The 22,980-nt window shown below is 48.5% G+C and carries 16 protein-coding genes, 3 tRNA genes, 4 rRNA genes and 1 other annotated feature; of the genes, 7 read left to right on the top strand and 16 right to left on the bottom strand.

Annotated features, from left to right (window positions below; translation table 11 throughout):
- Window positions 1–521: 521 nt before the first annotated feature.
- On the top strand, window positions 522–1,544 hold the full coding sequence (gene istA, locus CWC46_RS08480) for an IS21 family transposase (protein ID WP_021017016.1): 1,023 nt from the start codon (window positions 522–524) through the stop codon (window positions 1,542–1,544).
- Complete coding sequence (gene istB / locus CWC46_RS08475) at window positions 1,541–2,329, top strand: IS21-like element helper ATPase IstB (RefSeq protein ID WP_021017017.1); 789 nt, start codon at window positions 1,541–1,543, stop codon at window positions 2,327–2,329. The genes istA and istB overlap by 4 nt, the downstream gene beginning before the upstream one ends.
- A gap of 124 nt (window positions 2,330–2,453) precedes the next feature.
- Here the strand turns inward: istB and CWC46_RS08470 are convergent, their stop codons facing one another.
- The 11 genes from CWC46_RS08470 to rluD form a co-directional block, all read right to left on the bottom strand.
- Window positions 2,454–2,687, bottom strand: coding sequence for an integrase arm-type DNA-binding domain-containing protein (locus tag CWC46_RS08470; RefSeq protein ID WP_021017018.1), 234 nt, complete (start codon window positions 2,685–2,687; stop codon window positions 2,454–2,456).
- A gap of 257 nt (window positions 2,688–2,944) precedes the next feature.
- Window positions 2,945–3,021 (bottom strand) — tRNA-Asp (locus tag CWC46_RS08465).
- 121 nt (window positions 3,022–3,142) lie between these two features.
- Window positions 3,143–3,258 (bottom strand): 5S ribosomal RNA (gene rrf / locus CWC46_RS08460).
- A 41-nt stretch (window positions 3,259–3,299) separates the two neighbouring features.
- Window positions 3,300–3,375 (bottom strand) — tRNA-Thr (locus tag CWC46_RS08455).
- A 16-nt stretch (window positions 3,376–3,391) separates the two neighbouring features.
- Window positions 3,392–3,507: ribosomal RNA gene (gene rrf, locus CWC46_RS08450) — 5S ribosomal RNA — on the bottom strand.
- A 111-nt stretch (window positions 3,508–3,618) separates the two neighbouring features.
- A 23S ribosomal RNA gene (locus CWC46_RS08445) occupies window positions 3,619–6,708 on the bottom strand.
- A 339-nt stretch (window positions 6,709–7,047) separates the two neighbouring features.
- Window positions 7,048–7,123 (bottom strand) — tRNA-Glu (locus tag CWC46_RS08440).
- 81 nt (window positions 7,124–7,204) lie between these two features.
- A 16S ribosomal RNA gene (locus CWC46_RS08435) occupies window positions 7,205–8,746 on the bottom strand.
- Together the 16S, 23S and 5S rRNA genes with 3 tRNA genes alongside form the textbook arrangement of a ribosomal RNA operon.
- A gap of 472 nt (window positions 8,747–9,218) precedes the next feature.
- Window positions 9,219–11,792 (bottom strand): ATP-dependent chaperone ClpB, encoded by a 2,574-nt coding sequence (clpB, locus tag CWC46_RS08430; protein ID WP_021017019.1) that lies wholly within the window; start codon window positions 11,790–11,792, stop codon window positions 9,219–9,221.
- 135 nt (window positions 11,793–11,927) lie between these two features.
- Window positions 11,928–12,653 (bottom strand): purine nucleoside phosphorylase YfiH, encoded by a 726-nt coding sequence (gene yfiH, locus CWC46_RS08425; RefSeq protein ID WP_021017020.1) that lies wholly within the window; start codon window positions 12,651–12,653, stop codon window positions 11,928–11,930.
- Window positions 12,654–12,657: 4 nt separating this feature from the next.
- Complete coding sequence (gene rluD / locus CWC46_RS08420) at window positions 12,658–13,635, bottom strand: 23S rRNA pseudouridine(1911/1915/1917) synthase RluD (protein ID WP_021017021.1); 978 nt, start codon at window positions 13,633–13,635, stop codon at window positions 12,658–12,660.
- 132 nt (window positions 13,636–13,767) lie between these two features.
- On the opposite strand from rluD, the gene bamD reads away from it, so the two are divergent.
- From bamD to pheA, 3 genes are all read left to right on the top strand, one after another.
- On the top strand, window positions 13,768–14,502 hold the full coding sequence (gene bamD, locus CWC46_RS08410; protein ID WP_021017022.1) for an outer membrane protein assembly factor BamD: 735 nt from the start codon (window positions 13,768–13,770) through the stop codon (window positions 14,500–14,502).
- Window positions 14,503–14,796: 294 nt separating this feature from the next.
- Complete coding sequence (gene raiA, locus CWC46_RS08405) at window positions 14,797–15,135, top strand: ribosome-associated translation inhibitor RaiA (protein WP_021017023.1); 339 nt, start codon at window positions 14,797–14,799, stop codon at window positions 15,133–15,135.
- Between the two features lie 109 nt (window positions 15,136–15,244).
- Window positions 15,245–15,368, top strand: a sequence feature (Phe leader region).
- Between the two features lie 25 nt (window positions 15,369–15,393).
- Window positions 15,394–16,551, top strand: coding sequence for a bifunctional chorismate mutase/prephenate dehydratase (pheA, locus tag CWC46_RS08400; protein WP_021017024.1), 1,158 nt, complete (start codon window positions 15,394–15,396; stop codon window positions 16,549–16,551).
- Window positions 16,552–16,613: 62 nt separating this feature from the next.
- Here the strand turns inward: pheA and tyrA are convergent, their stop codons facing one another.
- Together tyrA and CWC46_RS08390 are read right to left on the bottom strand one after the other, a co-directional pair.
- A complete protein-coding gene (tyrA, locus tag CWC46_RS08395; protein ID WP_021017025.1) occupies window positions 16,614–17,735 on the bottom strand; it encodes a bifunctional chorismate mutase/prephenate dehydrogenase in 1,122 nt (373 codons plus the stop codon).
- 3 nt (window positions 17,736–17,738) lie between these two features.
- Window positions 17,739–18,812 (bottom strand): 3-deoxy-7-phosphoheptulonate synthase, encoded by a 1,074-nt coding sequence (locus tag CWC46_RS08390; protein ID WP_021017026.1) that lies wholly within the window; start codon window positions 18,810–18,812, stop codon window positions 17,739–17,741.
- A 229-nt stretch (window positions 18,813–19,041) separates the two neighbouring features.
- Between CWC46_RS08390 and btsR the strand changes: the two genes are divergently transcribed.
- Window positions 19,042–19,758, top strand: a complete 717-nt coding sequence (gene btsR / locus CWC46_RS08385) for a two-component system response regulator BtsR (RefSeq protein ID WP_021017027.1) — start codon at window positions 19,042–19,044, stop codon at window positions 19,756–19,758.
- A 229-nt stretch (window positions 19,759–19,987) separates the two neighbouring features.
- On the top strand, window positions 19,988–20,920 hold the full coding sequence (locus tag CWC46_RS08380) for a nucleoside recognition domain-containing protein (protein WP_021017028.1): 933 nt from the start codon (window positions 19,988–19,990) through the stop codon (window positions 20,918–20,920).
- A 304-nt stretch (window positions 20,921–21,224) separates the two neighbouring features.
- Here CWC46_RS08380 and rplS read toward each other — a convergent pair whose 3' ends face one another.
- The 3 genes from rplS to rimM form a co-directional block, all read right to left on the bottom strand.
- Window positions 21,225–21,572 (bottom strand): 50S ribosomal protein L19, encoded by a 348-nt coding sequence (gene rplS / locus CWC46_RS08375; protein ID WP_021017029.1) that lies wholly within the window; start codon window positions 21,570–21,572, stop codon window positions 21,225–21,227.
- A gap of 63 nt (window positions 21,573–21,635) precedes the next feature.
- On the bottom strand, window positions 21,636–22,391 hold the full coding sequence (trmD, locus tag CWC46_RS08370; RefSeq protein ID WP_021017030.1) for a tRNA (guanosine(37)-N1)-methyltransferase TrmD: 756 nt from the start codon (window positions 22,389–22,391) through the stop codon (window positions 21,636–21,638).
- 38 nt (window positions 22,392–22,429) lie between these two features.
- Complete coding sequence (rimM, locus tag CWC46_RS08365; protein WP_021017031.1) at window positions 22,430–22,978, bottom strand: ribosome maturation factor RimM; 549 nt, start codon at window positions 22,976–22,978, stop codon at window positions 22,430–22,432.
- Between the last annotated feature and the right edge of the window lie 2 nt (window positions 22,979–22,980).

Raw genomic sequence — 22,980 nt, 5'->3', positions numbered from 1 at the left:
CATATTTTCTTTATTGAATAAGGTACAATTCAGTTATAGGGACTTTATGGCTGACTTTCAACGCGCCAAATCAATAGAATGAAAAATGTAGGATAAATGGTTACGGTAGACAATCAGAAGAAGAGAAAAGATCTGGTGAATAAACCGAGACCAAGGGGAAAAGGAAAACATTGTAGTCATTATATACAAAAAAAACCTGCGTTAATACCCAGTGTTTTGGTAAATTTGGCGAAACGGATGGAAACCAGCACCATTATCTATTTGATAAACAAGAAAATTAATCACCATCTGTTATCGCTTCTGGCAGCGTTATAAACCCTTTTGAAATTGTTCTGCAAACAGGAATCTACTTGCTTGTGTTTAATCGCTCGGTTTTCACTCCATCATCACTGGCATTTCAGTCACTACTATCTCTTCATTAAAAAAATAGCTTCTATATGTTAGTACCGATGTAAAAATGACACACATGCCAATGTAAAACAGACCCACCTGGGGTAAAAATGGCAGCTTTGGAGCTGCCTATGTTGACATTGGAGTTACGCGTGGAGATTGCAGTTCTTTTACGTCAGGGCATGTCTATTCGGGGTATTGCCCGGCAGCTTTCATGTTCCCGCCAGACCGTCCGCCGTTATATTCACATGCAGGACTCACCTGCTAAAGCTCGTTATTCTGCACGCCTTCCCCGACCCGGGAAGCTGGACCCGTTTAAGCCCTATATTCTTGAACGTGTTGACGCTGCCAGACCTCATTGGATACCGGCCAGCGTTATGCTGAGTGAGATCCAACTTCGCGGGTACTCCGGTGGATACAGCATGCTGACGGCTTTCTTGCTTCCGCTTAAGCAACAGCCGAACGATCCCGTCGTGCGTTTTGAGACGCAGCCCGGTGAGCAGATGCAGGTCGATTTTACGGTGATCAGACAGGGCCGACACCCGTTGCTGGCATTTGTCGCTACACTGGGCTGGAGTCGGGCAACCTTTGTACGTTTTTATCCCCGCCAGGATACGGCAGCATGGTGTGACGGTATTGAACAGGCGCTTTTGGCCTTTGGCGGAACGCCGAGACATCTCCTGTTTGATAATGCCAAGACCATTATTCTTGAACGTGACGTTTATGGCGATGGCCGTCACCGGTGGAACCCGCCATTGCTGGCTCTCGCCGAGAAGTACGGTTTTACTCCCCGAGTGTGCAGGCCTTATCGCGCAAAGACCAAGGGTAAAGTTGAACGATTCAATCGCTATCTGAAGCATAGCTTTGTCGTCCCGCTGGCCACCACGTTTAAGCAGGCCGGGCTGTTGCTTGATGTGGACTCAGCCAACAGCCGCATCGGGCCGTGGCTGATCACCGTAGCCAATGCCCGCAAGCATGGCACGACCGGTGTCGCACCAGAACACCGGTTGCAACAGGAGTTGGCTGCGCTGCTTCCCCTTCCTCGAGTGGGAAGAACGATACCCGTCGCCACGGATAATCAAAGAGTTATGCCAAGAGAGAGTTTTCAACATCCACTGTCTGTCTATCAGTCGCTGTTGGAGGCTGGATTATGAGCCTTCAGCATCAACGTATTAGCGAGCTCTGTGCCGACTTCAAGCTTGAACGTATTGCCAGTGAGTGGCCCGCGCTCGCACAAAAAACACTGGATGATACCGGGCCATTCGGCGACTTTTTGGAACAGCTTCTGCAACTGGAGACGAACAGCCGTAACGAACGTCGCCAGCAGACGCTTTTGCGGTTATCAGGACTGCCAGCGGTTAAGACCCTGGAGCAGTTCGACTTCAAGTTCGCCAGCGGCACACCACGAGCTCAGCTTCAGGAACTCGCCGGGCTGGCATTTATAGAACGGCACGAGAACATTGTCTTACTGGGTCCCTCGGGCGTAGGAAAGAGCCATCTGGCTTGTGCGTTGGCACATAAAGTGGCGATGTCAGGCCAAAGTGTTCGCTTTATAACGGCAGCAGATATGATGTTGCAGTTGGTCGCCGCTCACCGACAGGGTGATCTCAAGGGATATTTAGGACGGTGCGTCAACAAGCCGCGACTGCTTGTAATTGATGAGGTCGGGTATCTGCCGTTCGGTAAGGAAGAGGCTAATTTGTTCTTTCAGGTTGTCGCCCGGCGCTATGAGACCGGAAGTCTGATCCTCACGAGTAATCTGCCGTTTACTCAGTGGTCAGGTACGTTTGGTGATGATGAAACGCTGACGGCAGCAATGTTAGATCGACTGCTTCACCATGCACATATCGTCCAGATAAGTGGTCAAAGTTATCGCCTGAAAGACAAACTGAAAAGTGGTCAGTTAAAGAAATCGAAGATAACTGAACTACAGGAATAATCATTGGTGGGTGGGTCGTCAGATTTACTTTGGCGAGGTGGGTCACAATTCAATCGGTATTGACATCTATATAAAAACATAAAATACATGCATTTCCGTGAGGCTTGCAACGGCTCTCTTATATTCATCGTAAAGGGTACGCACGGCAGCCAGCGTCATGGAAGGATATAATGCCCAGTGTAATGTTGGTACGCGTTGCGGAATTGGGGCGCTGGTAACGAAAATACCAGATTTTCTTACCACTAGTCCTGATGGAAAGTGTCAGTCCATGACCATCAGTTAGATCGTAATCCTTATCGGCGGGTTTTGCTTTTTGTACTGCGACGGCAGAAAGCAGGTAGTGTGTTCCGCTCATCATTCACCCCTTGATTATCGTTAAAAAACCAAACGACGGGAGTGGTGTAATATTCTGTATCCGCAACCTTTTATCAGCTATAAAACAGAAAATGACCTATGAAATTTATCTTTCCAGTACATAGGTCACTGGGGTCATTTTGCGCCTGACACCTCAATATGTGCTGAGGGTATTATAGAGACGAAAAAAAACCGTATGCCTATGACGGCTATACGGTTCTTTCATTCTGAGAAGCATAAATACATCTCGGAATAGATAAGTGGCGGAACGGACGGGACTCGAACCCGCGACCCCCTGCGTGACAGGCAGGTATTCTAACCAACTGAACTACCGCTCCACCGATTCTGCTACGTTGTATCATCCTGATACTTACCCCTCATCAGGGCTCACTTTCCGTGCTCAGAACTACTTCCGTAATTCTGTTGGCTATCAGATATCTCTGTTAGCACGTGTTTGATGCCTGGCAGTTCCCTACTCTCACATGGGGAGACCCCACACTACCATCGGCGCTACGGCGTTTCACTGCTGAGTTCGGCATGGGGTCAGGTGGGACCACCGCGCTATCGCCGCCAGGCAAATTCTTTAATTCTTGCCGAACACTTTATTGCAACAAGATGGTGCTGATACCCAGAGTCGAACTGGGGACCTCACCCTTACCAAGGGTGCGCTCTACCAACTGAGCCATATCAGCGCACCTAAATGTTAATGCCTGGCAGTTCCCTACTCTCACATGGGGAGACCCCACACTACCATCGGCGCTACGGCGTTTCACTGCTGAGTTCGGCATGGGGTCAGGTGGGACCACCGCGCTATCGCCGCCAGGCAAATTCTGTTTCATCCCGACCGTCACACTCCCGCGCAACCATCAGAACCAATCTCGGAACATCGCTGAAAATATCTTTGCGTCTCTCGTCCAAAACACCTTCGGTGTTGTAAGGTTAAGCCTCTCGGGTCATTAGTACTGGTCAGCTCAACGCATCGCTGCGCTTACACACCCAGCCTATCAACGTCTTCGTCTTAAACGTCCCTTCAGGGGCCTTTAAGGCCCAGGGAAGACTCATCTCGGGGCAAGTTTCCCGCTTAGATGCTTTCAGCGGTTATCTCTTCCGCACGTAGCTACCGGGCAATGCAATTGGCATCACAACCCGTACACCAGTGGTGCGTTCACTCCGGTCCTCTCGTACTAGGAGCAACCCCCCTCAATCTTCCAACGCCCACGGCAGATAGGGACCGAACTGTCTCACGACGTTCTAAACCCAGCTCGCGTACCACTTTAAATGGCGAACAGCCATACCCTTGGGACCTACTTCAGCCCCAGGATGTGATGAGCCGACATCGAGGTGCCAAACACCGCCGTCGATATGAACTCTTGGGCGGTATCAGCCTGTTATCCCCGGAGTACCTTTTATCCGTTGAGCGATGGCCCTTCCATTCAGAACCACCGGATCACTAAGACCTGCTTTCGCACCTGCTCGAGCCGTCACTCTCGCAGTCAAGCTAGCTTATGCCTTTGCACTAACCTCCTGATGTCCGACCAGGATTAGCTAACCTTCGTACTCCTCCGTTACTCTTTGGGAGGAGACCGCCCCAGTCAAACTACCCACCAGACACTGTCCGCAACCCGGTTCACGGGCCCACGTTAGAACATCAAACATCAAAGGGTGGTATTTCAAGGTTGGCTCCACGCAGACTGGCGTCCACGCTTCAAAGCCTCCCACCTATCCTACACATCAAGGCTCAAGGTTCAGTGTCAAGCTATAGTAAAGGTTCACGGGGTCTTTCCGTCTTGCCGCGGGTACACTGCATCTTCACAGCGAGTTCAATTTCACTGAGTCTCGGGTGGAGACAGCCTGGCCATCATTACGCCATTCGTGCAGGTCGGAACTTACCCGACAAGGAATTTCGCTACCTTAGGACCGTTATAGTTACGGCCGCCGTTTACCGGGGCTTCGATCAAGAGCTTCGCCTTGCGGCTTACCCCATCAATTAACCTTCCGGCACCGGGCAGGCGTCACACCGTATACGTCCACTTTCGTGTTTGCACAGTGCTGTGTTTTTAGTAAACAGTTGCAGCCAGCTGGTATCTGCGACTGCGCAACGCTCCGTCCGCCAGGGACTTCACCTCGCACAGCGTGCCTTCTCCCGAAGTTACGGCACCATTTTGCCTAGTTCCTTCACCCGAGTTCTCTCAAGCGCCTGAGTATTCTCTACCTGACCACCTGTGTCGGTTTGGGGTACGATTCGATGTTACCTGATGCTTAGGGGCTTTTCCTGGAAGCGTGGCATTTGTCACTTCGACACCGTAGTGCCTCGTCATCACGCCTCGGCGTTAATAGCGCTCCGGATTTGCCTGGAGCACCCACCTACACGCTTAAACCGGGACAACCGTCGCCCGGCCAACATAGCCTTCTCCGTCCCCCTTCGCAGTAACACCCAGTACAGGAATATTAACCTGTTTCCCATCGACTACGCCTTTCGGCCTCGCCTTAGGGGTCGACTCACCCTGCCCCGATTAACGTTGGACAGGAACCCTTGGTCTTCCGGCGTGCGGGTTTTTCACCCGCATTATCGTTACTTATGTCAGCATTCGCACTTCTGATACCTCCAGCAATCCTCACAGACCACCTTCAACGGCTTACAGAACGCTCCCCTACCCAACGGACATATCCTTAAGTCAACTCGACGTAATCAACACATTGACGTCGCGGCGCTCCGTCAATCGGTTTTCGCATAATTGTCTTAAGTGATATGTCCGCTGCCGCAGCTTCGGTGCATGGTTTAGCCCCGTTACATCTTCCGCGCAGGCCGACTCGACCAGTGAGCTATTACGCTTTCTTTAAATGATGGCTGCTTCTAAGCCAACATCCTGGCTGTCTGGGCCTTCCCACATCGTTTCCCACTTAACCATGACTTTGGGACCTTAGCTGGCGGTCTGGGTTGTTTCCCTCTTCACGACGGACGTTAGCACCCGCCGTGTGTCTCCCGTGATAACATTCTTCGGTATTCGTAGTTTGCATCGAGTTGGTAAGCCGGGATGGCCCCCTAGTCGAAACAGTGCTCTACCCCCGAAGATGACTTCACGAGGCGCTACCTAAATAGCTTTCGGGGAGAACCAGCTATCTCCCGGTTTGATTGGCCTTTCACCCCCAGCCACAAGTCATCCGCTAATTTTTCAACATTAGTCGGTTCGGTCCTCCAGTTAGTGTTACCCAACCTTCAACCTGCCCATGGCTAGATCACCGGGTTTCGGGTCTATACCTTGCAACTTGACGCCCAGTTAAGACTCGGTTTCCCTGCGGCTCCCCTATTCGGTTAACCTTGCTACAAAATATAAGTCGCTGACCCATTATACAAAAGGTACGCAGTCACCCCACCCCAAAGCACTCACCGCTTGTCTTGTGTGTTGGGCGTCGCAAAAGACGCGCCGCCACCGCGATGCTGCTGTTGCGCTGCCTTCATCACCAGAGAATGCTTTGGTGGTGGGGCTCCCACTGCTTGTACGTACACGGTTTCAGGTTCTGTTTCACTCCCCTCGCCGGGGTTCTTTTCGCCTTTCCCTCACGGTACTGGTTCACTATCGGTCAGTCAGGAGTATTTAGCCTTGGAGGATGGTCCCCCCATCTTCAGACAGGATATCTCGTGTCCCGCCCTACTCGTCGAACTCACAGCAAGTGCATCTTTGTGTACGGGACTATCACCCTGTACCGTGCGACTTTCCAGACGCTTCCACTGATGCACAAACTGATTCTGGTTCTGGGCTCTTCCCCGTTCGCTCGCCGCTACTGGGGGAATCTCGGTTGATTTCTTTTCCTCGGGGTACTGAGATGTTTCAGTTCCCCCGGTTCGCCTCATGTCACTATGGATTCATGACATGATAGTGTGTCGAAACACACTGGGTTTCCCCATTCGGGTATCGTCGGGTATAACGGTTCATATCACCTTGCCGACGCTTTTCGCAGATTAGCACGCCCTTCATCGCCTCTGACTGCCTAGGCATCCACCGTGTACGCTTAGTCGCTTAACCTCACAACCCGAAGGTGTTTCTTCTTTTCTGAATGGCTGCGCCTCATGAATACTGTGTTGTGCCGTACTCGGTATGCTCATGGACATCACGTCCACTGCGCTTCCTCCGTGCGGTACGCCTTGTCTTCATCGGGCTCGCTCATTCATCGATTCGGAATATCCGGGATGCGATTATTTGAGAGACTCTGATACAGCCAACTCCCGCCATCAAGGCAGGTTTCGCTGTATCGTTTCAATTTTCAGCTTGTTCCAGATTGTTAAAGAGCAAATAACATAAACCTGACTATCGCTAATCAGCTTTAGGTTATCGTCGACCGTGCCTTTCACCCACTGTCATTTTTGGCGTCCCCTAGGGGATTCGAACCCCTGTTACCGCCGTGAAAGGGCGGTGTCCTAGGCCTCTAGACGAAGGGGACACATCATGTCGGCTTCGCTGACGCGCGCTCTGTTTTCATCAGACAATCTGTGTGAGCACTTCACACAACGGCTATCTTTGGTAAGGAGGTGATCCAACCGCAGGTTCCCCTACGGTTACCTTGTTACGACTTCACCCCAGTCATGAATCACAAAGTGGTAAGCGCCCTCCCGAAGGTTAAGCTACCTACTTCTTTTGCAACCCACTCCCATGGTGTGACGGGCGGTGTGTACAAGGCCCGGGAACGTATTCACCGTAGCATTCTGATCTACGATTACTAGCGATTCCGACTTCATGGAGTCGAGTTGCAGACTCCAATCCGGACTACGACGCACTTTATGAGGTCCGCTTGCCCTCGCGAGTTCGCTTCTCTTTGTATGCGCCATTGTAGCACGTGTGTAGCCCTACTCGTAAGGGCCATGATGACTTGACGTCATCCCCACCTTCCTCCGGTTTATCACCGGCAGTCTCCCTTGAGTTCCCGCCATTACGCGCTGGCAACAAAGGATAAGGGTTGCGCTCGTTGCGGGACTTAACCCAACATTTCACAACACGAGCTGACGACAGCCATGCAGCACCTGTCTCTCAGTTCCCGAAGGCACAAAACTGTCTCCAGTCTCTTCTGAGGATGTCAAGAGTAGGTAAGGTTCTTCGCGTTGCATCGAATTAAACCACATGCTCCACCGCTTGTGCGGGCCCCCGTCAATTCATTTGAGTTTTAACCTTGCGGCCGTACTCCCCAGGCGGTCGACTTAACGCGTTAGCTCCGAAAGCCACGGCTCAAGGCCACAACCTTCAAGTCGACATCGTTTACAGCGTGGACTACCAGGGTATCTAATCCTGTTTGCTCCCCACGCTTTCGCACCTGAGCGTCAGTCTTCGTCCAGGGGGCCGCCTTCGCCACCGGTATTCCTCCAGATCTCTACGCATTTCACCGCTACACCTGGAATTCTACCCCCTCTACGAGACTCTAGTCTGTCAGTTTTGAATGCAGTTCCCAGGTTAAGCCCGGGGATTTCACATCCAACTTAACAGACCGCCTGCGTGCGCTTTACGCCCAGTCATTCCGATTAACGCTTGCACCCTCCGTATTACCGCGGCTGCTGGCACGGAGTTAGCCGGTGCTTCTTCTGCGGGTAACGTCAATGAAACACTCTATTAAAGTGCTCCCCTTCCTCCCCGCTGAAAGTACTTTACAACCCGAAGGCCTTCTTCATACACGCGGCATGGCTGCATCAGGGTTTCCCCCATTGTGCAATATTCCCCACTGCTGCCTCCCGTAGGAGTCTGGACCGTGTCTCAGTTCCAGTGTGGCTGGTCATCCTCTCAGACCAGCTAGAGATCGTCGCCTAGGTGAGCCATTACCTCACCTACCAGCTAATCCCATCTGGGTTCATCCAATGGCGTGAGGCCCTAAGGTCCCCCACTTTGGTCTTGCGACGTCATGCGGTATTAGCTACCGTTTCCAGTAGTTATCCCCCTCCATCAGGCAGATCCCCAGACATTACTCACCCGTCCGCCGCTCGCCGGCGGGGAAGCAAGCTTCCCCCCGCTGCCGCTCGACTTGCATGTGTTAGGCCTGCCGCCAGCGTTCAATCTGAGCCATGATCAAACTCTTCAATTTAAGATTTGTTTGATGTGCTTCCGAAGAAGCGATGCTCAAAGAATTTATAACTGTCTATTCGTAATGAATTTACTGTCAGTCACTCTTCAAGTCTTTTCGTATTGATTACGATAGGGTCCTGTGAGTGCCCACACAGATTGTCTGATTATATTGTTAAAGAGCGTTCGTCGCGGCGCTGCCGCCGACGTGAGGTCGCGTATACTACGCCATCCTCTTGCAGAGTCAACGAATAATTCGTTTTTCCCGGCCTGACTCTGCGTTGTGTTGTTCACCAGCGCCGGGTCAGTGGAGGCGCATTATAGGCACTTCTCCTGGCCTGACAAGGGGTAATTGCAAAAAAAAATTCGTTTGCTCACTTTTGAATCAATGCGCTTTTGCATGGAACTTTATTGAGCATTAATCGCTACTTTTACAAGCAAAAGACCTGAATAACTAAATTCAGGTCTTTTGCTTGTAACACATGTCAACATAACTATTGATGCGCGACGATCGTATCTCCCTCAACATCTAACGTCACGAGTTTACCGGGAATTAACTTGCCGGACAGAATCTGCTGGGCCAGTTGGTTCTCAATTAACTGTTGGATAGCTCGTTTAAGCGGTCGGGCCCCATAAACCGGATCAAACCCCAACTCTCCAAGTAGCGCCAACGCAGGTTCGGTAATCGTCACGCTGTAACCTCGCTCTTCCAAACGCTGGTACAAACGTTGAAGTTGAATCTGGGCAATAGAAGCAATATGTGCACGCCCCAAGGGATGGAATACCACAACTTCATCAATTCGGTTGATAAATTCAGGACGGAAGTGATGACTAACAACCTCTAGCACCATGTCACGCATCTGGGTGTAATTCATGTCGCCGAAGCGTTCCTGAATTAAATCTGACCCCAGATTAGACGTCATGATAACAACCGTATTACGAAAATCGACTGTCCGCCCCTGACCATCAGTAAGACGCCCATCATCCAATACCTGCAACAAAATATTGAATACATCCGGATGTGCTTTTTCCACCTCATCCAGCAAAATCACCGAGTAAGGACGACGGCGCACGGCTTCCGTCAGATACCCCCCCTCTTCATACCCAACATATCCCGGAGGGGCGCCAACCAGACGCGATACAGAATGTTTCTCCATAAATTCAGACATATCAATACGAACCATGGCATCGTCACTGTCAAACAGGAATGAAGCCAGTGACTTGCAAAGTTCAGTCTTACCGACACCAGTTGGTCCCAGGAATAGAAATGACCCAATGGGACGATTTGGATCAGAGAGTCCGGCACGGCTACGCCGAATAGAGTTGGCGACTGCCTCAACCGCTTCATCCTGGCCAATCACACGCTGATGTAACGCATGCTCCATACGTAACAGTTTTTCACGTTCGCCCTCCAGCATTCTGGAGACAGGAATACCGGTCGACCGCGCCAGTACTTCGGCGATTTCCACATCTGTAACCCGGTTACGCAGTAGATGCATTGTCTTGCCTTCTACCAGGGTCGCTGCAGCAAGCTGTTTTTCCAATTCGGGGATCTTGCCGTATTGCAGTTCTGACATACGTCCCAGATCACCCTGACGACGCGCTTGTTCCAAAGTGATTTTCGCTTGTTCCAACGCAGCTTTAATATTCTGAGTCCCCGTCAGAGAAGCTTTTTCCGCCTTCCACTCTTCCTCTAGCTTCGAGTATTCACGCTCTTTTTGCTCCAGTTCAGTACTTAACAGCTCCAGGCGTTTCAGGCTGGCTTCATCAGACTCTTTCTTCAACGCCTGCTGTTCCAGCTTCAACTGGATAATACGGCGATCCAATCTATCCAGCGGTTCTGGTTTAGAGTCGATTTGCATACGAATGCTTGATGCCGCTTCATCGATCAGATCGATAGCCTTATCTGGTAATTTACGATCGGCAATATAACGATGAGATAACATAGCAGCAGCGACTATCGCCGGATCGGTAATCTGTACATGGTGATGTAACTCATAACGTTCTTTCAGACCACGTAGAATCGCGATGGTATCTTCCACGCTTGGCTCAGCGACAAACACCTTTTGGAAACGTCTCTCAAGCGCGGCATCTTTTTCGATATACTGACGGTATTCATCCAGCGTGGTTGCGCCGACACAATGCAATTCACCGCGAGCAAGCGCAGGTTTCAGCATATTACCTGCATCCATCGCACCATCAGCCTTGCCAGCACCGACCATGGTATGTAGTTCATCAATGAACAAGATGACATTGCCTTCCTGCTTCGAGAGGTCGGTTAGTACACCTTTCAGGCGCTCTTCAAACTCACCACGGTATTTGGCTCCTGCAATCAGCGCGCCCATATCTAACGATAAAACGCGTTTATTCTTTAATCCTTCAGGAATTTCCCCATTGACAATACGCTGTGCAAGCCCTTCAACAATTGCGGTTTTACCTACGCCAGGCTCACCAATGAGTACCGGGTTGTTTTTTGTTCTGCGCTGTAATACCTGGATAGTACGGCGAATTTCTTCATCCCGGCCAATAACGGGGTCCAACTTGCCTTGCTCGGCACGCTCGGTTAAATCAATAGTGTATTTTTTTAAAGCCTGCCGCTGATCTTCTGCTCCCTGCTCATTCACCTGTTCTCCTCCCCGAATCTGTTCGATCGCTTTAGTCACGTTTTCCTCGGTAGCGCCAGCGTTCTTTAGCACATCACTGAATGTGCTTCGGGACTCTAAAACAGCCAAGACAAACAGTTCTGAAGAAATAAATGTATCGCCCCGTTTTTGGGCCAGCTTGTCGCAGATATTTAAAGTTTTTACCAGTTCATTGGATGGCTGAACATCGCCACCAGTCCCTTCTACCTGTGGTAAGCGACCTAATGCCTGTTCAATGGCACTTTTAAGATTAACAACATTTGCGCCCGCCGCCGTTAACAAAGGGCTAACCGTGCCACCTTCCTGGTTCAGGAGAGCACTCATCAGATGAAGTGGTTCAATAAATTGATGATCCCGCCCAAGTGCGAGAGATTGAGCATCGGCGAGGGCAAGCTGGAATTTATTGGTAAGACGATCCAGACGCATAACTCCTCCCATACATACTGGTCAAAATTGCTACCGGAGATTAAATAAGGCCATCTTTCAAAATTTCAAGATGACTTTGCCAGTAATAATAGGAGGAAAAACGTTAACTGTCCCGGACCGCCTTAATTCAATAGGTTATATCACCCAGACTAAAGTTGCCATACGACCGGTTACGCCATCGCGTCGATATGAGAAAAATTTTTGCGGTTCACTGACGGTACAGGCCTCTCCGCCAAAAATTTTCGTCACACCCGCAGCCTGCAAACGTAAACGTGCAAGTTGGTAAATATCCGCCAGAAATTTTTCACCTTGAGAGACAAAAGCCATTGCCGATTGGGGATCATCCTGAGTAAAGGCAGCTTTTACTTCAGCACCCACCTCAAACTGTCGCGGACCAATAGCCGGGCCTAACCATGCCATGATATTCGATGGAGAGGAGCGAAATCGCAATACCGATTGTTCCAGCACCCCAGCCTGCAATCCTCGCCAGCCAGCATGAGCGGCGGCGACTTCATCACCAGCTTCAGTACAAAACAACACAGGCAGACAGTCGGCCGTCATCACCGCACAAACTCGCTCTTTGCACCTGGTATATACAGCATCCCCTTTCACTGAAACCGGCGTGTCATTATCTAATTCCACAACCTGTGTACCATGAACCTGTTCCAACCAGTATGGCATTGATGGTAAAGATGCGACTTCCACCAGCTTATTTCGATTTTCATACACGTGTAGTGCATCATCACCGACATGATTTCCTAAATTAAAGGAATCATAGGGCGGCATACTGACGCCCCCAATGCGGGTAGTGCTGTAAGCACGAATATTATGTGGTGCTGGCCAATTGGGTTGTATAAGCATGTAGTCACCAGCCCAGTTGTTCTTTAAACGCTTCTGTGTCAGCTTTTAATGCGTCTATCAATTTCACCATATCCTGTGGCAGGGGAGCATGCCACTCCATCTGAATTCCACTGATAGGGTGATACAAACGCAACATGGTGGCATGTAGAGCCTGGCGATCAAAACCACGTAGAACCGCGATAAATTCGTCTGACGCTCCTTTCGGAGAGCGTGGACGCCCACCATATAAAGGATCACCCACCAAAGGATGATTTATATGTGCCATATGTACGCGAATCTGATGAGTACGGCCGGTTTCCAAACGTAACCGCAAACGGGTATGAGCGCGGAAATGTTCCATAATCCGGTAATGCGTAACAGCAGGTTTTCCCATCGGATGAACAGCCATGTGAGTACGTTTTGTAGCATGACGGGCTATCGGCTCATCAACCGACCCTCCCGCCGTCATCGTACCAACCGCCACCGCTTCATATTCACGGGTAATTTCACGGGCCTGCAACGACTCCACCAGCCGGGTTTGGGCCGGTACGGTCTTCGCCACAACCATCAATCCAGTGGTATCTTTATCCAGTCGATGAACAATCCCAGCACGAGGAACATCCACAATTTCTGGATAATGATGGAGCAATGCATTTAATACCGTACCGTCAGGATTTCCCGCGCCAGGATGTACAACCAGATCTCGGGGTTTATTGATCACCAGAATATCCTGGTCTTCATAAACAATATCCAGTGCAATTGCTTGTGCTTCCCAACGCGCATCCTCTTCGATCAATGCATCAATGGCCACTAATTCGCCACCAAGCACCTTCTCTTTTGGCTTATTCATAATATTGCCGTTAATCTGTACCCGCTGTTCCAAAATCCACTCTTTTATGCGTGAACGGGAATAATCAGGGAACAATTCGGCTAAAGCCTGATCTAAACGTTGTCCGAGTTGAGATTCGGCCACTATTGCCGTGAGTTGTACTTGTTGTGCCATAGTATGCAGCTTCTTTATTAACGTTGGGTTTTAACGGCGACGCCGTTTAAAATAATGTACTATTGTAGCTGGTCTTAATCGGGAGCTTAACGGACAGTTTCCCGAAAAAACACTGAGGATAATCAAAACGTCATGACGCGTATGAAATACCTGGTGGCTGCAGCCACGTTGAGCCTGGCGCTGGTTGGTTGCTCCAGCAACTCCAAAGATGCAGTTCCTGATCGCCCACCTTCAGAAATTTATGCCACTGCTCAGGAAAAACTGCAGGATGGCAACTTTAAGGCCGCCATTACGCAGTTGGAAGCGTTGGATAACCGTTATCCATTTGGTCCTTATTCACAACAGGTTCAGTTGGATCTCATTTATGCCTACTATAAATCTGCCGAGCTACCGTTAGCTCAGGCATCCATTGATCGTTTTATCCGCCTGAACCCTACGCATCCTAACATAGACTATGTGCTCTATATGCGTGGCCTGACCAACATGGCGTTAGATGATAGTGCATTACAAGGATTCTTTGGTGTTGATCGTTCAGACCGCGATCCTCAGTACGCCCGTGCAGCTTTCCAAGCCTTTCGCCAGCTAGTGCAAGGTTACCCGAGAAGTCTCTACGCTACTGATGCCAGCAAACGTCTGGAATTCCTGAAAGAACGCCTGGCCAAATATCAACTTTCAGTCGCGCAATATTACACGAAACGCGGCGCTTATGTAGCGGTTGTTAACCGTGTTGAGCAAATGATGAAAGATTATCCGGATACGCAGGCGACAAGAAAAGCGCTGCCATTAATGGAAAATGCTTACCGTGAATTGCAGTTAACTGCAGAGGCAGACAAAGTAGCAAAAATTATCGCCGTCAACCCTGTTTAACGATTACAAAGCCTATCACCACGGCAGCTTAGGCTGCCGTTTTTTATACCGTATTTCTTGTTTGAAAATGAAACGCCGGGAAATAAAACACCCAGCGTCAACAATAAATCTTACCGATAATGCCATAGCCTTTACACAGCCACAAGACCAGTGTGGTTATTCCCAAAGACAGTTCACAAATCAAGGTTTATTGACGAAAAGTGACAAAAAAAAGTGATCGGAATCACCCATTTTGTTCCATCTAGAGGTATGCTGAAACTATCCAAGACGGACAAGGCAGAGAGGTAAGTTTTTATGACTATCAATATTACCAGTAAGCAAATGGATATTACCCCCGCAATACGTCAACATGTCGAAGACCGTCTCACGAAACTGGATAAATGGCAAACACAGTTAATTAACCCACATATTATCCTATCCAAAGAGCCACAAGGCTTTGTTGCCGATGCCACGATCAATACCCCCAATGGTCCCCTGGTCGCCAGTGCCAAACACGAAGATATGTATACTGCCATCAATGAGCTCATTGCCAAACTCGAACGCCAGCTGAATAAAGTACAGCATAAAAGCGAAGCGCGTCGTGCCGAGTCTTGTATAAAAGATGTCAATCTGCAGGTTTCTCCGGAGGAATAAAAGCAGGTTATGTATTTTATTTCCACTAACGCGCCGTCAGGCGCGTTTTTTATTGACAGGATGAAAAGGCAGCAGTTACCTTACTAACATCAACAGCAAGGATTTTAATCATGAATCAAAAGTTGTTCTTCTTCGTATTTTTTTTCATTCTACCCGGCTGGGGGCAATTGTCGTGTGAGTGAGAATACGAAGACGAACAAAAAAGCCTCCTGAACTTAGGGGGCTTTTTTATATGGACAGCAAACAGGTAAATGCCTTATGACCGACAATCCGTTACTGATATTACGCAACCGCATCAGCGCTCTAGATATGCAACTGCTTGAATTGTTAGCTCAAAGACGGGAGCTGGCACTGGAGGTAGCAAAAACCAAACAACATACTCACCGCCCCATCCGCGATAAGGAACGTGAACGCGACTTGCTTTCAGCCTTGATTGACGAAGGGAAAAAACATCATCTTGATGGCCACTATATTACTCGGCTGTTCCAGCTTATTATCGAAGATTCTGTTCTTACTCAGCAAGCCTTACTGCAACAACATTTGAATCAAACCACGTCACATTCAGCACGTATTGCTTTTTTAGGTCCGAAAGGTTCTTATTCTCATTTGGCAGCCCGCCAGTATGCAGCTCGCCATTTCGACAATATTATTGAGTGCGGATGCCAAAAGTTTCACGACATCATCAACATAGTGGAAATCGGTCAGGCTGATTACGCTGTATTACCGATTGAAAATACCAGTTCAGGTTCTATCAATGATGTCTATGACCTACTGCAACACACAGGATTATCTATTGTTGGTGAAATAACCAATCCGATTGATCACTGTGTTCTGGTCGCTGTTGATACCCACCTTGATCAAATAGAAACGGTTTACAGCCATCCCCAACCCTTTCAACAATGCAGCAATTTTATTAATCGCTTCCCACACTGGAAAATCGAATACTGCGAAAGTACGGCTGCGGCAATGGCCAAAGTATCAGAACTGAAATCCTCCAAGGTTGCCGCATTAGGCAGTGAGGCAGGAGGTACGCTTTACCAGTTACAAGTACTGGAACATAACCTGGCGAACCAGTCACAAAATATTACCCGCTTTATTATATTGGCCCGCAAACCTATCGAAGTTACCGAACAGGTACCAGCCAAAACAACGCTTATCATGGCAACAGGTCAGCAATCCGGCGCTCTGGTGGAGGCATTACTTGTACTGCGTGAACACGGTATCGTAATGACAAAACTGGAGTCCCGACCCATTCACGGTAATCCATGGGAAGAGATGTTTTATATTGATGTTCAGGCCAATCTGCGCAGTAAAGAAATGCAAAACGCGCTCAAAGATCTGGCGATGATAACCCGTTCATTAAAAGTGCTTGGCTGCTATCCCAGTGAAAACATTGTACCAGTAGAGACTGATTGATAACAAAAAACGCCATACCCGACTAAAGGGGAATGGCGGTAATATCATTAAAGACTAATTTTCTACTGCCGAATATCGTTAGCCTGGCGCAATAACACTTGGCTCTCTGATTGGAAACGGCGTGCATAATCACCAAACCAGTGTTCAACTTTTCTGAAGCTACTGATAAAAGCAGCTTTATCTCCTTGCTCCAGCAACGCGATAGCCTCACCAAATCGCAGATAATAGCGTTTGATCAATGCCAGATTATTTTCTGAAGACATGATGATATCTGCATACAACTGCGGATCCTGAGCAAACAGACGGCCTACCATTGCCAGTTCCAGGCGATAAATCGGTGAAGATAAAGCCAGTAATTGTTCCAATTGCACATTTTCTTCTGCCAAATGCACCCCATAAGCAAAAGTAGCGAAATGGCGTAGAGCCTGAATAAAGGCCATATTCTGATCGTGTTCAACAGCACTGATACGATGTAATCTCGCTCCCCATACCTGAATTTGCTCCAGCAACCACTGATAGGCTTCAGGTTGACGACCGTCACAATACACCACCACCTGTTTGGCCAGGCTACCACTGTCTGGTCCGAACATCGGATGCAATCCCAATACAGGACCCGAATGAGCCGCTAACATCGCCTGCAATGGACCATTTTTTACCGATGCCAGATCTACCAGGATGCAGTCATCAGGTAGTTTGGGAAGCAGGGCAATGACCTGTTCCGTTACATGAATAGGAACACTGACAATAACCATACCTGCATCGGATAATAACGCGTCAGCCTGCGGCCAGTCATCCTGTTCCAAAATCTTGACCTGGTAACCAGACAACGTCAGCATTTTGTCAAACAACCGCCCCATCTGCCCATGACCACCAATAATCACCACGGAGCGGAGTTGAGGACATAGCGTTTTAAACCCTTTATCGTTCTCACTAGAATATGATTCCCGTATGACACGACGCAAAACATCCTCAATCAGATCAGGAGGAACACCTAACATCTCCGCTTCTTTTCGGCGTGAACTCAGCATCGCTGCTTCTCGTTCCGGAGCGTAAATCGGTAACCCATAGCGACTTTTCACTTCGCCAACATCCGCTACCAGTTGTAATCGGCGTGATAACAGCGTCAGCAGCGCTTTATCTACCTCATCAATCTGATCACGTAAAGCGGTCAGTTCAGCGACCATTTATTATTCTCCTAACCGATTTGTGCCTACCGCATCAAGTTCCTGATGTAACGAACGTAACAATGTTTCCGTACTTTCCCAACTGATACAGGCATCAGTCACGGATACACCATAATGCATCTGCGAACGTGGCTGCTCGGATGACTGATTGCCTTCGTTAATATTGCTCTCTAGCATCAATCCTATGATAGAACGGTTACCTGCCTTAATCTGCTCAATAATCGATTCCACCACCAACGGCTGCCGACGATAGTCCTTATTGGAATTACCGTGGCTACAATCTATCATCAGCGCCGGCTTCAGCCCTGCGTCCCGCATCTGTTTTTCACACTCAGCGACATCCTGTGCACTGTAATTAGGTCTTTTTCCGCCGCGTAAAATAACATGTCCATCAGCGTTGCCTTGTGTCTGCAGTAGACATACCTGACCGCCCTGGTTAATACCAACAAAACGATGTGGCATTGAGGCTGCTTTCATTGCATTAATAGCAGTACCAAGACTACCATCCGTACCATTTTTAAAGCCGACCGGCATTGAGAGGCCAGAAGCCATTTCCCGATGCGTCTGGGACTCAGTGGTCCTCGCGCCGATTGCAGACCAACTAAAGAGATCCCCCAAATATTGTGGGCTGTTCGGGTCCAGAGCTTCAGTCGCCAACGGCAATCCCATGTGGACCAATTCAAGTAACAGACCACGGGCAATATGCAATCCAGCTTCTACATCAAACGACCCATCCATGTAAGGATCATTGATTAATCCTTTCCAACCAACAGTGGTACGCGGTTTTTCAAAATAGACACGCATAACGATATACAGCCGATCACTCAATTCAGTTGAAAGCGTTTTTAAACGACGCGCATAATCCAGAGCAGCATCCGTATCATGGATTGAACAAGGGCCACAAACGATCAACTGTCGATCATCACGGCCATGAATAATATTCGCAATGGTGCTACGTGACTGCGCAATAGCTTGCTGTTCTCGATCATTCAGTGGGAATTTGGCTTTCAATTCATCAGGCGTGATTAACACCTGTTCATCACTGATATTGATATTATTGAGCGAATCTTTTTGCATATGCATGATCCTGTTAATTCCTGTCTATGAGGGACACTAGCGCCCATATCGCGTTACGGATGACACCATAACATACCGCGTAAATTTTTCAATCCACATCCGTAAAGAAAAAATTACTGCCTGTAAAACCAGATAAAGATCACTAAATTTGCATCAACCCTCACTTCCAGCCAACACCACTCTATCCCTTTGTTGGGAAATGATAGAATCAATACATAAGGGGGAAATAATGTTAAAAGTAATAATTATCGATGATGAGAAACCAGCCCGCGAAGAGCTGGGGCTACTCCTGGCGAACGAATCGGATATCACTATTATCGCCGAATGCAACAATGCGCTGGAAGCCATACCGACGATAAATCGTCTTCAACCGAATGTGATATTTCTCGATATCCAAATGCCAAAAATCAACGGATTGGAAATGGTGTCCATGCTTGATCCAGACACTATGCCATATGTGGTGTTTGTCACAGCGTATGATGAATATGCCATTCGCGCTTTCGAAGAACATGCCTTCGACTATCTACTCAAGCCTCTTGATGCTCAACGGTTATCAAAGACGCTAAATAGATTACGACGAGGTGTAAGTGTAAATAAAAATGTACAATTAATTACCGAACCCTACTTACGCCATATTCCTTGTTATGGGCACAACCGTATTTTTCTGCTGAAAGTTGAAGAAGTTGAATATTTAAGCTCAGAACTCAGCGGTGTACATGTCGTAGGCGTGACACAATCAGGTTATACCCAACTTTCACTGAAAACACTGGAGGAAAAGACACCGTTTGTTCGCTGTCATCGACAATATATGGTCAACACGGAATTATTGAAGGAAATACAACTAATGGATAACGGTTCTGCTGATGTCATAACCAATACAGGTAAACACATACCGGTTAGTCGACGATATTTAAAATTATTGAAAGAAAAACTGGGTATCACCTGAATGTTGTTTTTAATGAAGAACTCGCCCCAAGCATACACATCTGACAAAAAGGTTAATGGTTTTCACCAAGATCAGTAATAACCTTTGACCACCAAATTTATCGCCAACGCTGGCAAAAACTTACTGGAATATTGTGATGTTTATCACGAAAATAGCGGGACAGAAATTTCGGGTCAGTCTCGTCGGTCAACAAAAAACCGAATAGTTCTACCCGCTCAGAGATATTTAGATGGATGTCATTGGAATCATCATGTCGTCGGGGAAATCCTCCGTTGATGTCGCGCTTTATACGCTGCTGCCGATCATGGTCGTAATGCTAGTCATCATGCAGTTTCTGGAATCAAAAGGGATAGTGGATGCACTCGTCAGGTGGATGGCCCCCATCCTCAAACCCTTTGGACTAGCCGGCATGAGCACCTTTGCACTGATTCAGCTCAACTTTGTCAGCTTTGCCGCACCACTGGCGACCTTATCAATTATGGAAAAACGAGGCATATCCGATCGCCATATGGCAGCAACACTGGCCATGGTATTCGCCATGGGACAGGGCAACGTATTTTACCCTCTTATTCCGTTTGGCCTGAACTGGGCTGCGGCCATCGTGATTTCAATCACTGGTGGCCTGGCTGCCGCAGCTATCACCTATCATGTTCTTGGACGTAGACTGTCCGCGGCGGAAAGCAGCCGCTCCGATGAGGTTTCTGCCGAGGAGCCTGGCCGGAAAGGGATTATCGGTATCATCAATAGCGCGGGGGCAGACGCCATCAGGTTGGCGCTCGGATCGGTGCCGATGCTAATTTTATCAATGACGATTGTCGGCATTCTGGAATCGGCTGGCGCGGTAACTGCACTTGAACACTTTTTCTCGCCGCTACTTGCTTCGGTCAATATTTCCCCTATTTTCGTGATGCCAACACTGGTGAAATGTCTGGCGGGTGGCACCGCTTACTTTGGCGTAGTGTCAGACCTAATTTATCAAGGGAAAATGACCGCCAGCCAGATCAACGCCTCCACCGGTTTGCTGGTACAAACCTTTGATTTACCGGGAATTGGCATTTTTCTAGGCGTGGGCTCACGTTTCACCCGCTTATTCCGCTACGCTGCGCTGGGTGCCCTGTTTGGTATTCTGATTAGAACGTTGCTGCATTTGTTGATATTTTAATTGAAGAAATTGATACTAAATTAATGTCGTTTCAACATCAGCTTTTCTCACGGAGTTATTGAAGCCAAACGGACCATCCCGAGCAAACACAGATTCAATTAGGAAACGCAGGATTTAGCGATGTTGAATTTATCAATGATCGGATACATATGTTCCCAACCGTCATAGCACGCAAGTCAAATTAAGATGTGTTGCTCACCATCTGTCATTGGTATTATCTGGAATTAATAGTAAAAAAAAGGGCATGCCAGTGTGGCACGTCCCTTTTCTATAACCGCTTTTCGGATGTTGCGAAAGCGCGCTCTTAGTTAAGACGCTCTTTAATACGAGCAGACTTACCAGCACGTTCACGCAGGTAATACAGTTTGGCTTTACGCACAGCACCGCGACGTTTAACAGTAATACTATCCACTACTGGAGAGTGAGTCTGAAATACGCGCTCTACGCCTTCGCCATTAGAAATCTTACGAACAGTGAATGCAGAGTGCAGACCGCGGTTACGAATAGCGATAACCACGCCCTCGAATGCCTGCAGACGTCTTTTGGAACCTTCAACGACCCATACCTTCACTTCCACGGTATCACCCGGACGAAATGCAGGTATATCTTGCTTCATCTGCTCTTGTTCAAGTTGCTTGATAATGTTGCTCATAATATGTCTCTTACCCTAGGTAAACTGATATTTGGGTTCGCTCGGCACTCCCGTAACGACCCACTAATACTTGTGTTGTCCAGACTGATATTCATTTTGAAATTCAGTCAACAACCTTGCTTGCTCGTCAGTCAGAGCTAGGCTTTTCAGAAGTTCAGGTCTTCTAAGCCAGGTTCGGCCCAGCGACTGCTTCAAACGCCAGCGACGTATTTCAGCATGGTTGCCTGACAGCAGAACTGCCGGAACGTCCATACCGGTCAACACTTCAGGACGAGTGAAATGGGGGCAATCCAACAATCCATCCGCAAAAGAGTCCTCTTCTGCTGAAGCTTCATGACCCAGAACCCCCGGAATAAACCGGGACACGGAATCAATCAATGTCATTGCTGGCAATTCACCACCACTGAGAACGTAATCACCGATTGACCATTCTTCATCAATCTCAGTCTTGATTACGCGCTCATCAATTCCCTCGTATCGACCACAAACCAGAATCATCTTCTGATTAGTGGCAAGTTGACGTACGCCTTGCTGATCTAATTTGCGGCCCTGCGGTGACAGATAAATCACCTTCACACCTTTGCCTGCCGCTGTTTTTGCTGCATGAATCGCATCCCGCAAAGGTTGCACCATCATCAGCATACCGGGGCCACCACCATAGGGGCGATCGTCTACGGTACGATGCCGATCGTAAGCGAAATCTCGCGGACTCCAATACTGTACGCTCAGCAGGCCATTTTTAACTGCCCGGCCTGTAACTCCATAATCAGTAATGGCGCGGAACATCTCTGGAAACAGGCTGATAACCCCAATCCACATAGTTTTGTTCCACCCGATATTACTATTCAGTACAGAGTTCAAAAACCAGGATCCCAATCTACTTCGATACGATGAGTAGAGAGGTCAACATGCTTGACAACCTGTTCAGTCAGGAACGGGATCAACCGCTCCTTGACTCCGTAAGCATCTTTCAGAGTAGCTCTTACTACTATGACGTCATTTGAACCGGTTTCCATCATATCAGTGACTTTCCCCAGCTCGTAACCAGCAGTGGTCACAACCTCACAGCCAATAAGATCCTTCCAGTAATAATCACCCTCTCCCAGTTCAGGCAACTGCGCTGAATCAACGATAATTTCACAATTCGTCAGTAAATTCGCAGCTTCCCGATCATCAACATCTTTAATTTTGATGACCAGATCCTGATTATGGTGCTTCCAGCTCTCAATTTCGATAAGCTGCCAACGACCTTTGTTCTGGATAAACCAGGGTTGATAGTCAAAAATACTTTCGGCGTCTTCGGTGGATGAAAACACTCTGAGCCAACCCCTGATACCATACGTTGACCCCATTTTACCCATCACAACCGGGCTAACGGGAGCATGCGAGCTAAGTTGATTGCTCATTG

The sequence above is a fragment of the Prodigiosinella confusarubida genome, from assembly GCF_002847015.1.
Lineage (GTDB): Bacteria > Pseudomonadota > Gammaproteobacteria > Enterobacterales > Enterobacteriaceae > Prodigiosinella > Prodigiosinella aquatilis.
The sequence above is the reverse complement of the archived record's forward strand: the minus strand, read 5'-3'. Positions and strand labels throughout refer to the sequence as shown.

Excerpts from the sequence above, each read along its gene's own strand:
- istA (WP_021017016.1), top strand. The coding sequence starts at position 522 with ATGTTGACATTGGAGTTACGCGTGGAGATTGCAGTTCTTTTACGTCAG.
- istB (WP_021017017.1), top strand. The coding sequence starts at position 1,541 with ATGAGCCTTCAGCATCAACGTATTAGCGAGCTCTGTGCCGACTTCAAG.
- CWC46_RS08470 (WP_021017018.1), bottom strand. The coding sequence starts at position 2,687 with ATGATGAGCGGAACACACTACCTGCTTTCTGCCGTCGCAGTACAAAAA.
- clpB (WP_021017019.1), bottom strand. The coding sequence starts at position 11,792 with ATGCGTCTGGATCGTCTTACCAATAAATTCCAGCTTGCCCTCGCCGAT.
- yfiH (WP_021017020.1), bottom strand. The coding sequence starts at position 12,653 with ATGCTTATACAACCCAATTGGCCAGCACCACATAATATTCGTGCTTAC.
- rluD (WP_021017021.1), bottom strand. The coding sequence starts at position 13,635 with ATGGCACAACAAGTACAACTCACGGCAATAGTGGCCGAATCTCAACTC.
- bamD (WP_021017022.1), top strand. The coding sequence starts at position 13,768 with ATGACGCGTATGAAATACCTGGTGGCTGCAGCCACGTTGAGCCTGGCG.
- raiA (WP_021017023.1), top strand. The coding sequence starts at position 14,797 with ATGACTATCAATATTACCAGTAAGCAAATGGATATTACCCCCGCAATA.
- pheA (WP_021017024.1), top strand. The coding sequence starts at position 15,394 with ATGACCGACAATCCGTTACTGATATTACGCAACCGCATCAGCGCTCTA.
- tyrA (WP_021017025.1), bottom strand. The coding sequence starts at position 17,735 with ATGGTCGCTGAACTGACCGCTTTACGTGATCAGATTGATGAGGTAGAT.
- CWC46_RS08390 (WP_021017026.1), bottom strand. The coding sequence starts at position 18,812 with ATGCAAAAAGATTCGCTCAATAATATCAATATCAGTGATGAACAGGTG.
- btsR (WP_021017027.1), top strand. The coding sequence starts at position 19,042 with ATGTTAAAAGTAATAATTATCGATGATGAGAAACCAGCCCGCGAAGAG.
- CWC46_RS08380 (WP_021017028.1), top strand. The coding sequence starts at position 19,988 with ATGGATGTCATTGGAATCATCATGTCGTCGGGGAAATCCTCCGTTGAT.
- rplS (WP_021017029.1), bottom strand. The coding sequence starts at position 21,572 with ATGAGCAACATTATCAAGCAACTTGAACAAGAGCAGATGAAGCAAGAT.
- trmD (WP_021017030.1), bottom strand. The coding sequence starts at position 22,391 with ATGTGGATTGGGGTTATCAGCCTGTTTCCAGAGATGTTCCGCGCCATT.
- rimM (WP_021017031.1), bottom strand. The coding sequence starts at position 22,978 with ATGAGCAATCAACTTAGCTCGCATGCTCCCGTTAGCCCGGTTGTGATG.